This window comes from Pseudomonas gozinkensis (assembly GCF_014863585.1).
GTDB classification, from domain to species: Bacteria; Pseudomonadota; Gammaproteobacteria; order Pseudomonadales; family Pseudomonadaceae; genus Aquipseudomonas; species Aquipseudomonas gozinkensis.
Map to the genome: position 1 here is coordinate 2,597,485 of NZ_CP062253.1, position 15,959 is coordinate 2,613,443.

General features: G+C 51.3%; 11 protein-coding genes. 8 read left to right on the top strand and 3 right to left on the bottom strand.

Annotation, left to right across the window (positions count from 1 at the left end; genetic code table 11):
- The first annotated feature begins 127 nt into the window (after window positions 1–127).
- The 3 genes from IHQ43_RS11670 to IHQ43_RS11680 all read left to right on the top strand — a co-directional run bounded on the left by IHQ43_RS11670 (window position 128) and on the right by IHQ43_RS11680 (window position 5,079).
- Window positions 128–2,197 carry a hydantoinase/oxoprolinase family protein gene (locus tag IHQ43_RS11670; RefSeq protein ID WP_192564467.1) on the top strand — a complete coding sequence of 690 codons (2,070 nt, stop codon included), beginning with the start codon at window positions 128–130 and terminating at the stop codon, window positions 2,195–2,197.
- Between the two features lies 1 nt (window position 2,198).
- Window positions 2,199–3,983: a hydantoinase B/oxoprolinase family protein gene (locus IHQ43_RS11675; RefSeq protein WP_192564468.1), complete on the top strand. Its 1,785-nt coding sequence runs from the start codon at window positions 2,199–2,201 to the stop codon at window positions 3,981–3,983.
- Window positions 3,984–4,053: 70 nt separating this feature from the next.
- Complete coding sequence (locus tag IHQ43_RS11680; protein WP_192564469.1) at window positions 4,054–5,079, top strand: D-2-hydroxyacid dehydrogenase family protein; 1,026 nt, start codon at window positions 4,054–4,056, stop codon at window positions 5,077–5,079.
- Between the two features lie 81 nt (window positions 5,080–5,160).
- On the opposite strand, the gene IHQ43_RS11685 is transcribed toward IHQ43_RS11680, so the two are convergent.
- Window positions 5,161–6,213 carry an AraC family transcriptional regulator gene (locus IHQ43_RS11685; RefSeq protein WP_341829666.1) on the bottom strand — a complete coding sequence of 351 codons (1,053 nt, stop codon included), beginning with the start codon at window positions 6,211–6,213 and terminating at the stop codon, window positions 5,161–5,163.
- 401 nt (window positions 6,214–6,614) lie between these two features.
- Between IHQ43_RS11685 and IHQ43_RS11690 the strand changes: the two genes are divergently transcribed.
- The 5 genes from IHQ43_RS11690 (at window position 6,615) to IHQ43_RS11710 (ending at window position 13,102) form a co-directional block, all read left to right on the top strand.
- Window positions 6,615–7,655: a substrate-binding domain-containing protein gene (locus IHQ43_RS11690; protein ID WP_192564471.1), complete on the top strand. Its 1,041-nt coding sequence runs from the start codon at window positions 6,615–6,617 to the stop codon at window positions 7,653–7,655.
- Between the two features lie 131 nt (window positions 7,656–7,786).
- The gene (locus IHQ43_RS11695; RefSeq protein WP_192564472.1) at window positions 7,787–8,794 is read left to right on the top strand and encodes an ABC transporter permease; all 1,008 of its coding nucleotides are present in this window, start codon (window positions 7,787–7,789) and stop codon (window positions 8,792–8,794) included.
- Window positions 8,794–9,750 carry an ABC transporter permease gene (locus IHQ43_RS11700; protein WP_192564473.1) on the top strand — a complete coding sequence of 319 codons (957 nt, stop codon included), beginning with the start codon at window positions 8,794–8,796 and terminating at the stop codon, window positions 9,748–9,750. The genes IHQ43_RS11695 and IHQ43_RS11700 overlap by 1 nt, the downstream gene beginning before the upstream one ends.
- Complete coding sequence (locus IHQ43_RS11705; protein WP_192564474.1) at window positions 9,751–11,307, top strand: sugar ABC transporter ATP-binding protein; 1,557 nt, start codon at window positions 9,751–9,753, stop codon at window positions 11,305–11,307.
- A 613-nt stretch (window positions 11,308–11,920) separates the two neighbouring features.
- Window positions 11,921–13,102, top strand: coding sequence for a carbohydrate porin (locus IHQ43_RS11710; protein WP_192564475.1), 1,182 nt, complete (start codon window positions 11,921–11,923; stop codon window positions 13,100–13,102).
- Window positions 13,103–13,346: 244 nt separating this feature from the next.
- On the opposite strand, the gene IHQ43_RS11715 is transcribed toward IHQ43_RS11710, so the two are convergent.
- Together IHQ43_RS11715 and IHQ43_RS29530 are read right to left on the bottom strand one after the other, a co-directional pair.
- Window positions 13,347–14,183 (bottom strand): HNH endonuclease signature motif containing protein, encoded by an 837-nt coding sequence (locus IHQ43_RS11715; protein ID WP_192564476.1) that lies wholly within the window; start codon window positions 14,181–14,183, stop codon window positions 13,347–13,349.
- Complete coding sequence (locus IHQ43_RS29530; protein ID WP_244142256.1) at window positions 14,183–15,811, bottom strand: AAA family ATPase; 1,629 nt, start codon at window positions 15,809–15,811, stop codon at window positions 14,183–14,185. Before IHQ43_RS29530 ends, IHQ43_RS11715 begins: the two co-directional genes overlap by 1 nt.
- Window positions 15,812–15,959 lie beyond the last annotated feature (148 nt).

The following is a 15,959-nucleotide window of genomic DNA, read 5'->3' on the forward strand; positions in this document are numbered from 1 at the left end:
CAATCTCAGCATAGCGATTGGCAATCAGGGCCGAGCCAGGCCTTCTGCAATGCCTGCATTCTTACTCCACGAACCCACCCAAAAGGTTAAGGCGCTTTCGCTGAAGACCTCTTCACGGAGTAACGAAATGTACCGCATTTCCGTTGACACCGGCGGCACGTTTACTGATGTCGTAGTCACTGACGACAAAGGCCGCCTTTATATCGGTAAAGCCCTCACGACGCCTGAACGCAGCTTCTCAGGACTTTCAGCGGCTATTGCCAACGCAGCTGATCAAATAGGCATCACGTTTGAAACGCTGATGGCGGAAACGCGGTTGCTCGTTTACGGAACAACCAGAGCTACCAACGCGATCATTGAGCGCAAGACAGCCAAAACAGCGCTCCTGGTAACCAAGGGTTTTCCGGATACGCTGATCTACCGTAATGGTGGCAAGCTCAACTCTTCCCAAATCAACGCAGCAGTATCTCCACCCTTCGTACCACGGCATCTGACGTTTGAGATACCTGAGCGGATCAATGCTGAAGGTGGGGTTGAGCGTGCCCTGGACATTGACGCCACTCGCTCGATACTTGAAGAGCTGAAGGTGCGCGGAGTTGAGGCGATCGCCGTCAGCTTCCTGTGGTCGATCGCCAACCCAACTCACGAGCGTGGTGTGGGGAAAATGATCGAGGCCATGTTGCCAGGTGTCCCGTATACGCTTTCCTCCGAACTCAACCCCGTAATCAGGGAGTATCCAAGGACGTCATCGACGGCAATTGATGCCTCCCTCAAGCCCCTGATGCAAACCCACCTCAGCGCTATTCGCACCGATATGAACGCCGCTGGCTTCAAGGGCGAACTGTTGGTCAGTGCGTCCTCTGGTGGTGTCATGCACATCGAAGACATGGCCCTCAAGCCGATCTACATGGCAAAGTCGGGCCCCGCAATGGCGCCGTTGGCTGGCATCGCCTACACGCAGTCTGAAGGACTCAAGGACGACATTATTATCGTCGACACCGGCGGCACGACCTTCGATGTCAGCCTGATCCGCGCAGGGACGGTTAAATACTCCCGGGACACTTGGATCGGCGGTCAACTCAGCGGAACATTGCTTGGCATTGCCACAGTCGATATCCGTAGCGTTGGTGCTGGCGGCGGCTCGATTGCCTGGATCGATTCTGGCGGCCTTCTGCGCGTTGGCCCACGAAGCGCCGGTTCGGTTCCAGGCCCAGCGTGTTACGGAAAGGGCGGGACGTTCCCAACTGTGACGGATTCAGCTGTCGCACTGGGCTACATCGATCCTGATCGCTTTCTGGGTGGTCGGATGAAGCTCGACAAGAGCGCGGCAGTCGCTGCGATAACTCCGATTGCACGAAGCATTGGCAAATCCGTAGAGGAGACTGCTGCGGCAATTCTGAAGCTGGCCAGTGAAACGATGATCAAGGCCATCGAAGACATCACGATCAACGATGGTGTGCATCCTGCTGACAGCGTGCTGGTGGCAGGAGGCGGGGCTGCGGGTCTCAACATCCTCTCCATCGCGAAAAGCCTCAACAGTAAGTCGGTGATCATCCCCAAAACCGCCGGTGCTATCAGTGCCTCGGGTGGCCAGTTCTCTGACGTTGCCATCGACTTCTCGGGGTCGTGCTTCACCTCGACTGATCAGTATGAAAAGGACAAAGTCCAAGCGCTGCTGAGTGATCTGAGCGCGCGAGCGGACGAGTTCGAAAGCGACCTCAAGCGCCGTGGCATCTCGAATTTCACTCGGCGTGTTTACGTGCAGGCCCGCTACGAGCGTCAGCAGTTCGAAATGGAAATCGAACTCCCGATCGAGTGGATCAAGGCTGGCGAAGACCTCACAGTCCTACGTGAAATCTATGACACGCAATGCAAGCGTCTCTATGGCTTCTCGCGTGCTGACGCCCCGATCGAGACCATTACTTGGCGTCTGCGTGTTGTAGCTGACCTGCCGCAGCCCGAAGTGACCTGGACGGGCCCCAAAGAAGGGAGCATGGATATTCGGACGACTAAAGCCTACTTCGATGGTCATGGTCTCGTAGATACCCAGGTCTACAACGGCACCACGATTCCGCTTGAGACCCTGATTGAAGGCCCGGCGATCATCGAAGAGCCGACTACGACCGTTGTTGTCGATCCAGGTATCACTGGCAAGCTTTCGGCTAACGGCAACTACATCTTTAGCTTTGGAGCCTGAAATGACAGCGTCCAATCAGAATGTGAAATTTGATCCTGTACAGCTTGCCGTTATGGCGAACCGGATCGATGCCATCGTGCGCGAGATGACCAGCACCGTTGTGCTCACCGCGTGCTCCAGCGTGATCGGCATGGCGCGGGATTTTTCCTGCGCAATCCTGACCGCAGATCATGAGCTACTCAGCGCAGCTGATGGTCTACCTGTACACACTTTCGGTGGCAGCTTACAGGGGAAACACTTGGAGAAGGCCCATCCGGACTTACGGGAAGGGGATGCGTTTCTCAACAACGACCCTTACTCCGGCAATTCCCACCCGGCCGACCACACGTTTCTCGTTCCGGTTTTCCACGAAGGCAAGCATGTTTTCACAACAGCGGTGAAATGCCACCAGGCGGACTGCGGTAATAGTCTGCCAACGACCTACCATGCTTCGGCGAGGGACATCTATGAGGAAGGCGCTCTCATATTCCCGATGGTGAAGGTGCAATCGGACTACCAAGACAACTCCGACATTGTGCGGATGTGCCGCAGTCGTATTCGGGTTCCTGATCAGTGGCACGGTGACTTCCTGTCAGGTATCTCCGCAGCGCGCGCAGGTGAGCGAGCGTTGAAAGGGTTCGTGGAGCAGTTCGGTTGGAAGCAAGTCCAAGCCTTCAACGAAGCATGGCTGGACTATTCTGAGCGGCGTGCACTGGCTGCAATCAAGGAAATGCCGAAAGCAGTCGTACAGCGCTCCGGCCGTATCGACCCTCTGGAGGACTTCCTTCCTGAAGGATTGGACGTCAATGCTACCGTCCATGTGGAACCTGAAGAGGGCCTGATCACCATCGACCTGCGTGACAACGTCGACTGCCTGGACAACGGCCTGAACCAAACCGAGGCCACTGTCACGGCCATGGCGATTACTGGGGTCATCAACTGTCTGGGCGGCGATCTCCCACTCAATTCGGGGACGTTTCGGCGCATCAAAGTCCAACTGCGGGAAAACTGCGCAGTGGGCTTGCCAGAGTTTCCTCACAGCTGTTCGGTCGCCACCACGATGATCGCCGACACCCTCGGTAACATCGTCCAGCACGCCCTAACCGACCTGGGCTACGGCTACGGGATTGCTGAAGGCAATCTGTGCTTGCCAGCTTCCACTGCGGTGATCTCCGGCAAGGACTTCCGTAAGGCTGATGCTGACTACGTGAATCAACTTTTCCTTATGGGCGGTGGGGGCCCAGCCTCGGCCAGCGGTGATGGTATCAACTACTACATCGTTCCCGGCGGCGCGGGGGTTTGCTACCGCGACAGCGTTGAAATCGACGAGCAGCGTCTTCCGATTATCGTTCATTCGATGGGGCTTGTAGCGGGGTCTGCTGGCGCCGGCATGCGTCGTGGCGGCCTGGCTACGCGAGTCGAATTTGGGCCTCGCGGTGATGGGCTCACGGTGATGGCTTTGACGAACGGTTCTCAGACCGCACCTCGTGGCGCTCACGGCGGTTTGGCTGCCTTTCCTGGTGCAAACCTTCGCCTGAAGGCTGGTGAAATCACCGACACCCTCGGCGGGTACATCGTCGAAACCCTCGCCGGTGATGAGACCTTGGTGAGTTTTGATAGCGGTGGTGGTGGTTACGGTGATCCAACGACCCGTAGCCCTGAACTGGTACTTGAGGATGTGCTTGAACGCTACGAGACCCCGGAGCGCGCTCGCGACATCTACAAGGTTGCGCTCATCTATGACGAGTTTGGCGACGCTGTGGCAGTAGACAAGCAAGCGACGGAGCGGGCCAGGGCAGGTTTCTGATTCGGCAGATTGATCGCATGCAAGTCACTCATAAAACTGCCAGGAACAACGGGTGCATGGCTTGACGGCCATGCACCTGTCCCTGTTGTGTTTGGATCAATTCAGGAGAGAGCAGGTGTCGAAGCCACAGATATCTCGCAAAAAAATAGCCATTTTAAACGACTATCAGGGTGTCGCTCTGAGCATGGCTGACTGGTCAGCGCTGCAAAAAGAGACCGAGGTTGTTGTGTTCAGGGAGCCCTTTGCCAACGAGCGAGAGGTCATCGCTGCCCTTGCCGATTTCGATGTGATCTGCGTGATGCGAGAGCGCACTCCACTGACTCGTGAGATTCTGCGCTCATTACCAAAATTGCGTTTGATTGCATCGACGGCTCAGTCGAACTCATCGATCGATGTGAAAACGGCGAGCGAACTTGGTATCACCATCGCATGGACTGAACACCTGCCATATGGGACTACTGAGTTGGTGTGGGGCCTGATCCTGAGCGCGATCCGCCGTATCCCGGCTGAAGTGCAGTCTTTCCGTACTGGGGGCTGGCAAACCTCCGTGGGCCAAGACATTTCAGGCAGAACGTTGGGTATTGTCGGCCTCGGCAACTTTGGCAAGGCCGTTGCCCGGGTAGGCCAGGCATTCGATATGCGGGTCATTGCCTGGAGCCCGAACTTGGATCCGGAGATGGCGAAAGGATTAGGGGTTGAGGCCGTTAGCAAGCAGTCCCTATTTGAAGATTCCGACATCGTTACTCTGCACATGGTGCTCAGTGAGCGCACCAAAAATATTGTTGGCAGCGCTGAGCTTGATTGCATGAAGTCTCATGCCTGGTTGATCAATGCATCTCGTAGCGGACTCGTTGATCAGTCGGCATTGATTACGGCACTCGACATGAAGCAGATCGCTGGAGCGGCTTTGGACGTGTATGACGAGGAGCCTGTGCCTGCGGATCACCCGTACCGAGAAATGGGGAATGTAATCGCAACTCCTCATATTGGTTTTGTAACTGAAGACACTTACAGGCTTTTTTACTCACAAACTGTAGAGAATATCGAATCTTGGCTAAAGGGTATGCTCGTAAGAGAAACCGTAGCTGCTGGATAAGTATTTTCAGCTAATCAATGTGTTGATCTGTAGTCTTGGGTTTTACAGCCGGTCTCCTCCATGCGGAGACCGGTGTATTCGTTAGCACTGCAGAAGTTTTGCACTTCGAATGAATTGTAATGCGTAGGGGTCATTTGTCAAAGCATGGTTCTGCAATACACTTCGTGGTGAGCGCCTGATTTGCTTTCTAAATGATCTGCTGAATGTCGATAGATCTTTGAATCCGTAGCTAAGTGCAGCGTCAGTTACATCGCGGCACTGACCGTCAGCTAGTGCCTTGTAACTTGCATCTATTCGCTGCTCCATCAGCCAGCGCATAAAGGTTGTATTCTCTTCTGCAAATAAACGATACAGGGTTCGGGGGGATAAGCCCAAATTTTGGCAAACCTGTTCAGCATTAAGATTTGGGTCTTTCAAAAACTTAATCATATAACGCTTGGCTTTATCAAGGCGGTCGCTCTTGATGGCGCTGGGCTTATCTCTGCGTTTTTGCTGGAGCAGGGTGGTCAGCATGTCGAAAACGCTTTGGGAGATCTTGGCCTGCTCAGTTTCGTTGATACGTTCAAATGTGGCAGTTTCCGAGAGGATCGCCCTCAATACAGCACCGAGCCCTTGTCGACCGTCAAGCACCTGCCAGGCCATATCCTCCGGGCTTTCCAGATACTCAGAGAGCGATGAGATCGGAAGCCGCAAATGGATGAACTGGGCCGGGGTGTTGAAGCTCATTTGGAATTTTTCAAGCGTATCGAGGAGTACCAAATCACCCCGTTCAACCTTAATCGTCTCTGAAAATTTCTGGAACGTCGTCCCTCCACCGATTGAAAGATGGAGCATTAGATATTCTTCTTCACCTGGCACGGAACAAGCTGCGTCATAGGTGTAAGTAGCTGGCCCTGAGGTGATAGATGTTATCTGAGATGGCCCTAAGCTATTTACAAATAGCTGGCCCATGAAGTCGGAAGGCTTTACTGGACAGCAGGATGATGAACCATGATGTTGATTGAGAAGCTCTTTCCAGTACGTCAGCCTATCGTGTGAACCTCTATCAGTAGTTGCGAATAGGAAACCCATAGGAACCTCACAGCGTTGCATCTGTCTTGCGAAGTCTAGCCGGCGCACTGCGCCTGCCAGCATGTGTTATATGTGGGCTAAATAACCCGTATAACGCTTGGCTAGACACTAACACCTCAATCATTCAAGTTGAATGGCTTATCTGTGTTTTTGGCGTTATTAGGCATGTTTGCTGTCTGGGAAGATGAATGTCTTGGGGTGGTTGTACGGTGAGATGTCGTTTTTAGAACTGTTTCGTAACCGTCAGATATTTGTCTGTCAGCAACCCGTCATATAGAACAATGGCTCAAATTATTTTTTGTCAATCTCAGCACAGTTGTTGGCTATGTAGAGCAAGCGCCTACCGGTGAAAGGTGTCACGGTGAGTACCAGCAGGCGTTGGAGAGGAAAGCACTCAGACGCTTGATTGCATCAATAAAAATAACTGCTCACGACCACGTGGCTATACCGCAGGGGAGTACCAAATGACCTACCGAATCTCGCAATTTTTTGGGGTGGCCGTGACGGCTGCTTTAGTTCTTGGTACACACACCCAGTTCGCATCCGCGTCTGACAACAGAATCGCACTGGTACCGCCAGGCCCTCACCCGTATTTCCTGGCATGGGAAAAAGCGGCAAAAGATGCTCAGGCTGATTTCGGAATCGCATCCGTCGATTTCAGGGTGCCGTCGGAACGAACCTTGAATCGTCAGATGGAACTCATCGAAAGTCTCGCCAGCCAAGGCTACACCGGGTTTGCTTTGTCCCCGGGTGATCCTGTCGGCGTTAACTCAGTGCTTCAAGAACTCAAGAGCAGCGGCATCCCCTCGATCGCTATCGGGGCATGTCCTGCCGAACCTTCAGCGGCAGCATTATGCCTGTCGACCGATGTGTTCGGTTCCACCTATGACGAAACCAAAGTATTGATCAATGCCATGGGGGGGAAGGGCAATATCGTTCACCTTGCGGGTCTACTTGTAGATCCGAATGCTCGAATGCGTATGGACGCAGTCGAGAAAGCAATCAGCGAGACCAATGGAGCGGTGAAGCTGATTCAAACCATCGCCGATACCGACAACGAAGAAAAGGCAGATCAAAAGATCAATGCCTTATTGGGCGCTCGAAAAGATCAGATCGATGGGATCGTTGCCTCGGGGTATGTGCAATCCACCGTAGCCGCCAAGTCCTTGCGTAACCTGGGCGACAAACGAATCAAGCTGGTTGGTGTAGCCACCGACAAGATCATGATTGAGGGCATCCGCGACGGATTTGTTGTCGGTACGGTGGGGCTCAATGCCTACGCAGAAGGGTACGCCGGCGCCTATATCCTCGACCAGCTCGCTGGTGGTAAATGCACCATCAAAGCTGGAGCTCCGTTCCTGACTACCCCCACCTCCACGCACTTTGTGGATTCCAGGCCGGTGTTCATTACATCGGCGAACGTCGATAACTACATGAAGGGGCTCACTGATAATGCGAAAGACATTACAGCTACCTTCAAATCTGAATTTCTAAACTGCCCGTAATTTAACTAGGCCCGAACGCCGCTGCGAGATATGCAGGTCGCTAACGGCACCCTTTTGGGTACCGCCGGCCAGCCTGTGTCTTCAAATCAGCGATTGCGTCGGATGGCTCGCCACACAAGTCTGGAAAAATAATGGATAGCAAACTTTCTAAACCGATTGGTTTTACGGGTTTTCGTTCACTCACTTTGGAGCACGGAAATCTCATAGGCCTTACGCTCATCATTGTGGGCTTCTGGATTTTCTTCGCCCTGCAAGCGCCTGGCTTTGTTTCTAATTTCAATATTTTCGTACTGCTTCGGTCGCTCTCGATTGACGTGGTAATCGGCTTTTCCACGATGGTGGTACTGGCGACGGGCGGGATGAATCTAGCGATAGGTTCCATCGGCGTCTGCGCTGTCATGTTTTCCGGGTACTTGATGCAAATCTGTGGCATCTCGGCTGTGCCTGCCGTCGTGGCAGGCCTAGCGCTAGGCATCGTGCTGGGTTGGATCAATGGCATGGTCATCGTGCGAACTGGTGTGAGCGCGTTCATCGTGACTCTTGCAACGACTAGTCTTTATTCGGGGGCCATGTTGATCCTGACCAAAGCGCAGATCTACAACCAGATCCCACTGGGGTTCGCCACGTTTGCCCGAATGCAGGTGGGTGTAGTTCCAGTACTTCTCCTTGTTGCACTCGCAGTGGGCCTAGGATTGCTTGTGTTGTTCAGATACAGCGTTCTTGGTAGGGAGATCCTGTCGACAGGAGCAAATGCCCGGGCAGCCGAATTGTCAGGCGTACGGGTGAACCGGGTAATTGTCTTTGTCCATTCACTGTCCGGATTTTTGGCTGCGTTGGCTGGGATTCTTCTGTTGTCGCGACTTGGTGCTGCGATGCCATCCATAGGACAGGACTGGCTTCTTCCATCGTTTCTGGCACCCGTACTGGGTGGAACCCTATTGGCGGGTGGTTTTGTATCTGTAGTGGGCACTGTATTGGGTGCGTTGCTAGTCGCAACAATTCGCTCCGGGCTTTTGGTTATGCAGGTGGGAAGCTTCTGGCTTCAGTTGTTTCTTGGACTCATTTTGTTGTTCGCGCTCTTCATAGAGCGGTACCGCACTTTGTACTCGGCTCGTCGTAGCAAGCTTGGAGGCCGCTAATGTCTCGTAGTGAAAGGTTTTTCTCCAAAGAGTGGTCGGCACTTGCGCTTGTGATTTTGCTGGGGGGAATGTGGCTGACACTGACTTCCCCAGCGTTCCTGACTCAGTACAACATCTACGTGCTGTTACGCTCTTTCTGCGTTGTGCTGTTAGTGGCATACGCGCAGATGGTCACGTTGGTGGTAGGTCAGATCAACCTGTCGGTGGGCGCCCTGGGCGGTCTTGTCGCCATTTCAGTTGGAGGCATGCTGGAGTCTTGGGGGTTGCCCATTCCGGTCGCCGTCATTGGTGGTATGGCACTAGGGGCCCTGGCCGGCATGGTGAACGGGTTGATCATAGTTCGAACGAACATCAATGCCTTCATTATCACCCTTGCTACGGCATCAGCTTTCACAGGGATCAACTACGGCCTGACAGAGTCCCAGCCGTTTTACCACCTACCACAAGCGTTCGTCGATTTTGGTAGCGGACGTTTTCTCTCATTGCCTTACCTGCTGATACCACCGTTGATTATTGCAGTGATCTTGCACGTGTTCTTCGCACGCTCCGTTCCGGGTCGGTGGCTACTCGCGGTAGGAGGAAATTCGCATGCAGCTGAGCTTTCTGGGATTCCTAAATCTCTGGTTGTTGTGCTCGCACACACACTATCTGGATTGCTCGCCGCGATCGCTGCAATTCTAGCCGTTGCCCAGATTGGCTCAGCTCAGCCGAGCATCGGCGCTGACTGGTTGCTCATGTCCTTCGCTGCTCCCATCATCGGTGGCGTTGCGCTAACAGGAGGCCACATTTCTGTTCTTGCTACGGGGCTCGCTGTTGTTCTTGTCGTGCTCATTCAGAATGGGATGGTGCTGGTTGAAGTAGATCCTTACTGGGTGGAATTCCTTCTAGGCGCGTTGATTCTTGCGGCCGTAGGTATGAATAGATATCGAGCCGTCAAGGCTCAGAGGGCTCGATAAATGAAGCTGACTTTGGATCGTATTGAAAAACGTTTTCCAGGCGTGGTGGCACTTAACGGCGCTTCGTTTGAAATTCTTCCAGGGGAAATACACGCGTTTCTCGGTGAGAATGGAGCTGGAAAATCTACCCTCATTAAAATTATCACGGGGTTATATCGGCCTGACAGTGGTGAACTTCGAGTAAACGATCAGCCAGTCAGATTCAGCAAACCCCAGGATGCGCTAAAGACAGGTATAGGCGCGGTTCACCAGGAACGTAACCTCATACCTCGATTTAGCGTGGGCGAAAACATCCTGATTGAACGACTGCCTCAAAAGCATGGAATGGTGAATTACGAAGAGGTTCATCGAGAGGCCAAGCGTTACCTTGATCTCATTGATCCTACGATCGATACCAGAACAGAGGTCAGGTACCTATCAGTCGCACAGATGCAAATCGTAGAGATCGCCAAGGCCCTCTCGCTTGAGGCTAATCTTCTGATCCTCGACGAGCCGACCGCGTCCATTTCCGGGCATGAGGCTGAGGCGCTTTTTAAAGTGCTGCGTCGGCTTCGTGATGAAGGCAAAGCGATCGTATTTGTGAGCCATAAACTGGAGGAGGTCACAGCTCTTTGCGATCGGGTTACCGTGCTACGTGATGGGAAGGTAGCCGTATCTGGAGAGCTGATGGTCAATATGGATCGTGGAAAGATTGTGGAAGCCATGATTGGCCGAGAGGAGCCTTCCGCAGACATGGGAAATCGACCCACCGCAACTCATCCTATTCTTTCTCTACATGGGATTTTCACGCAGCTAGGACACAAAAATGCAAATTTTACCTTGAACAAGGGTGAAATTCTTGGCCTCTACGGGCTTGTAGGGGCGGGACGTAGCGAGCTGGCCAGGGCGTTGATTGGCGATGTGAGGATCACTGCCGGCAATATCAAATTGCATGGCAACGTCATCAATATTCCCGATGTCGCGACTGCGCTGAAAAAGTATCGGATTGGCTATGTCTCAGAAGATCGAAAAGGGGAGGGGCTCATACTCAGCCATTCAATACGGTCGAATATTGGCATCGCGATCTGGCGTCGTATTTCATCCCGTATAGGGCTGTTCAGCCTGGGGCAAGAGCATAGTTATATTGATCCTCTGGCCCGAAAGCTTGAAGTCAAGGCACCATCTTGGGAGCAGTTGGTTGGAAATCTATCTGGCGGAAATCAACAGAAGGTGGCGCTGGCGAAGTGGTTAGCAGCGGGTGTAGAGATCCTGATCATCGATGAGCCTACCGTAGGCATAGACATCGGCGCTAAGACAGCCATTCACGAGTTGATTTCAGAAGTCACCAAAGAGGGGCTGTCTGTCATCCTTATTTCAAGTGACATGAGTGAAATGATTACCCTGGCAGATAGAATCCTGGTCATGCATCAATACAAAATTCTTGGGGATATTATAAATAGTCGCCAATATGATGCTGTGAGCAAAGATATTATGAGGTATATCCATTCTGATGAGTTTGGCACGCAAGCTTCAAAAATTCCATCAGCTGTTATTGGGCGTGTAGCCTCTACGCTCTAGGCTGGGCTGTATGGTTGTGCGTTTGTGATCGCTGAATTTAGTTCTGGGAAAATCAATTAGAAGATTTTCAAGGGTTGGATAGGGCTTCTGTCTGCTTGAAATGATCGCCTAATAAAAATTTGCATAGTGCAAGCGATTCGCTTGGTCTTGCATGGTTTTCGCTTGAAGTGCTGCGCTAAAAATATTGAAAGAGTGATCGTACTTTTTCAAAAAAACAAAAGTTCGCGCAAGGAAGTATGAGGTTGAGGGCTTGGTTGCTGCTTTCAATCAATAAGGACGTTTGTGTCATTTTCTCCCAAGTTTTTGGGAGCGATTTACCTATGCCAAAAAAAGATAAAACTATTAGGCTATATTCAAAAGGTGCATCGTCTTGAAAATAAAAAAACTGTTCTGCAGTAGCGTTATTGTTGGGGGGTTGTGGTCAGGTGTTCTGCATGCAGGGCAGAACCAGACGTCCAGTCCATCTCCAAGTGCAAGCCAAAGCTCAACTTTCGAGTCCAGTTCGAACCCGTCCCCTACAGCGGCTTATACGGCAGAAGGTGGGTCGCAGTGGATGCTAGGGGATTGGGGCGGTCTGCGAACTGAGTTGGAGCAAAAGGGTTACGCGCTGAGCATGACCTACCGTAATGACGCAGCGACGAACCTGAGTGGCGGTCGTAATAAAGATAAGACACTAGATTACGCGGATCAGTTCGCGTTCACTTTGAACATGGATTTGGACAAAATTGCTGGGATCAAGGGCGCGAACCTCGTCACTATAATCTCTGATCGTAACGGAAAAGACCTTACAGCGGAGCGGCTGATTGATAATCGTCAAGGCCAGCTTGGATCTTCCCAGAACGTGTTTGGGCGGGGCAACGTTACGCGACTGACTCAGGTCATGTTCAGGCAGAAGCTGCTGGATGGGAACCTCGAATACAGTATTGGGCGTTTCGGGCCTGACGCGTTCGGCCAATTCACCTGTGACTTCGAAAACCTGGTTTTCTGCGGTAGTTCTCCAGGCAACTGGCACGGGGATGACTGGTATAACTTCCCGATTGGTCAGTGGGGGGCCAGTACGAAGTTGATCTTCGCCTCTGACTGGGCTTTTCAGATCGGTGTTTTCGAGCAGAACCCAACACTTCTGGAGAACAGAAACCATTTCAAAATCAGCACCAGTGGGCGTGAAGGTTTCATCATCCCGGCTGAGTTGATCTGGTTTCCTAGACAAGCTCTGTTCGGTCTGCCGGCTGAGTATCGCGTTGGCGGTTTCTACAACACGTCTAATGCCAGCGACCTGTATGAAGGGGCGGATGGGCAGCCACAGCCATTGACGCCCGGTGGTGAGTTCAAAGAACGCTCGCATCGTACTGGCTGGTGGTATGTTGCTCGTCAAACGGTGGCAACCATCAACAATAACCCGAAGCGCAACATAGAAGTGTTTAGTCAGGGGTTTTGGAACGACCGTGCTACCGGTTATGTTGCCAGACACTACACGCTGGGGGTGACGATTAATGGGCCCTTTGACGCGCGCCAAGGTGATGCAATTGGTATCGCAGTAGGCGGGCTAAGTGTTGCCGATGATGTCAGCAAACGTCAGCGCCTAGTCAATGAGATCAACGATGTCACCAACTATGACGATCCGCGTTACCTCCCAGTGCAGGGTGACGAATACAGTGCGGAGATCTACTACGGCGCTAAGATCACGAGTTGGCTTACGTTGCGACCGAACCTGCAATATATCGTTCATCCAGGAGGCGTAAATCAGGTCGACAATGCCTTGGTCGGTGGTTTGATGGTGCGAGTTTCCTTCTAATTGCGTTTGGCAATAGTAATGGCCTGATGCAAGACCAGCGGCGAGTCAGCCAGCTTGAACCTTTTCACGTAGCCCTGCGCCTCATCAACCTGAGATAGGCTGGTGAGGCGTTTTTGGTGGTATCGTTAGAACCCCATCCAATAAGTCAGAAGCCTTTCAATCTCTCGATTCGAAGGATTGCCCAGCCCCAGATAAAAACTCGTCCGGAGCAAAATAAATTTTCTGCATTGTATCTGTGCTAAAGCTAGGTAAAGCCAAGCACATCATAAAAGCCTCCATCACAAAATTCTTCTGATTCAGCAAGTGCGACCACCAATGCTCCCCTCCAGTCGTTGGGGCCATTTGTACGTCGATTAGATTCGGCAGTGCGGAGCAAATATGCTCTAACACCTGCTGCACCACCTAGTTTGAAATTATCGTCCAATCCTGTTTCTTGCGATTCCAGGTAATTTGTTATCTGAGCGACATATCTTTCATTCAATCTAAAATCTTTAAGGTGCTGTTTCAGACGCCTAGTTAGCTCGTCACTCATACCTCGACGTTTCTCGATTCTGAAAATAACGGATAGTGCATTATCCGAAATCTCAATGTCAGCTACCAGGAAGTTCAGCCCTGAAACGTCATCGAGGTATGCATGAATATGATATTTATCTCTGGCAGTAGGTGGTGTTCGCGGTTTATGGCCATTGCATTTAGAGCAGGACGGTACAAGATTCAGTGCGAATACGCTGAAGCATTTGTAATGTTGTTTTGGCAAATGATGATCGAGGTCACGTATTTCTCCAAACCCGCAGTAAGGACATTTTTTAGCTTCCCGTTTGAGCGCTGCGCGAAGTAAGGATAATTCGCCTTTGTCTGACACCTCCCCGTATGCTGCAAGTAAGAGATCTCTGGACTCATTGGATAGCAGTCTTGTTTTCCACCCAGGGTCAGGCTCACCTAGTCCTTCCTCGTACTCATCGTATAGCTCCAATACTTTGAGCTTGTCACCTTCGGAAATACCATCTCCAGTGCCCTCGGGGAAAAGTATATCGAGATCAGATCGAATAGAAGCTAGGCTAGGTTTTTTTAAATTCCACACTATTTCTTCGTCCTTTTCAGAAATAAGCGCCTGCTCATGCTGTAAGATCTAGCCTGATGGCTCATTTGGCCTTGTAGGAATAGGCCCTCTAAATCTTCTTGATCATCTACGCGATCCACCAGTTTGTCCAAAATCCGATGGTAATCAGTTGCTTCGGGGTTGAGTCCAAATACTTCTGAAGTTATCAGGCCGATACTCTCTCCAAAAGTCTCACTACCTACTCCCTCTACAAAAGCCCAGTCACCATCACGCTTAAGCACTTTAACGTCCGCCCCTAGCGTTTCTTGAACAACGACTGGGGAATGGCTGGCGACAATGCAGAATGAATTGTTGTTCGCCATAATTGCCCTTATGGCATGCATCAGGGCTGCGAGCAGTGGTGGGTGTAGGTGTGTTTCAGGCTCGTCAAACAATACCAGCGAGGACGGTACGGTCACCGCAATTAGGCTGGTAACCACAAGCGCGGCAATTTTATGTCCGGTGCTGCACTTAAGAAAGGCTGAAAGGATAATTTCTTTATCCCAAAAATTTAGCTCGTACTCCAGTAACTCCTCAAGTGCTGAACCTTCAAGGAGTCCTGAAAGTAAAGAATTCAATATGGTTATTTTGGTAGAGTCAGTAATCTGAGATAGGTGGAGATAAAACTCTTCTGCGATTTTGTCTATGGATTTAAGCTTGGTAGCCCCGAGTCTATCGGTATCCCCAAAAGGACTGGCTTCACTTTCCGTACTTCTAGCAATCCTGGAACCTTCAGCCTTGAGGTCTCTTAAGCCAACGTATGCAAATCTACCGGTACCTGAATTCATTTCGTCCAGTATTTTTCGACGACTTCGTGTATTTGAACCAGGTAGGTGAAAGCTGTCAAAAGCACTGAATGATATGGTGACAATGCGCGGAAATCCAATTCCAGCAGGTTTCAATGCGCCAAGAGCAGTCAGATCTTTTCTTTCCGCGATAGTAGCGAAAGCTAATCTTGCAATACGAGCCAGTACGGTGCTTTTTCCGGAACCGTTAGCTCCAACCAGAACTGCAATGCGGCCAGGTAGGATAGGACGTCGGCGGAAGTAGGGTTTGCGTTGGCCAAATTCAAAGTCCAAACTGTTCAGCCAGTTATCAAATTTCACCGAAAAAGCTAGCTCTTCACCTGGTAGCTCTGTGTAGTCTCCAGTCATTAGACCATAGGCGATTTTTAAATATGCATCTTCCTTGCCGTCCCGGAAAAGGGATTTTCCCCATCCTGGTTCGTTGCGAAAGATCTCTTCCAGTGAAGAATCGTAAACTATATCTCGAAGACCTAAGAGCGCGCGCTTTGCTTTCGGCTTTGAAAGTTGACGGAGCCTTTCATAATAGTCTAGGGATGCCCCCACTGAGCAAAAATCATCATCCAATGAGTTAAAGCTTTCAGTGATTTGTATACCATCTCCCGCGACTTGACCAAAGCGGAGAATTTTAACAGGCCCTATAAGGTCGACTACTCGTTGACCGGTCTCATCCAGCGTTACGTAATATAAATGGTACTGCGTCCTGAAGCCGTAATCATCCCATCTGTCCTGTTCGAGTACAAAAGCTGGTAAATCCTCTTTAGGCCAAGTCCCATTTTGCTTTCTGATTAAGAACTTATACCCCATGGTTCAATCCTTTAGCTCACGCAGGTGAAAATTTCATATGCCATAGCTACATAATACCAAATGATACTTCAATAGGTCGCTACGGTTTCGTGGCATTGCTTGCAGATGTCTGATTGGCGTTGTGAAGGTAGAACTCAGTATCCAAAAT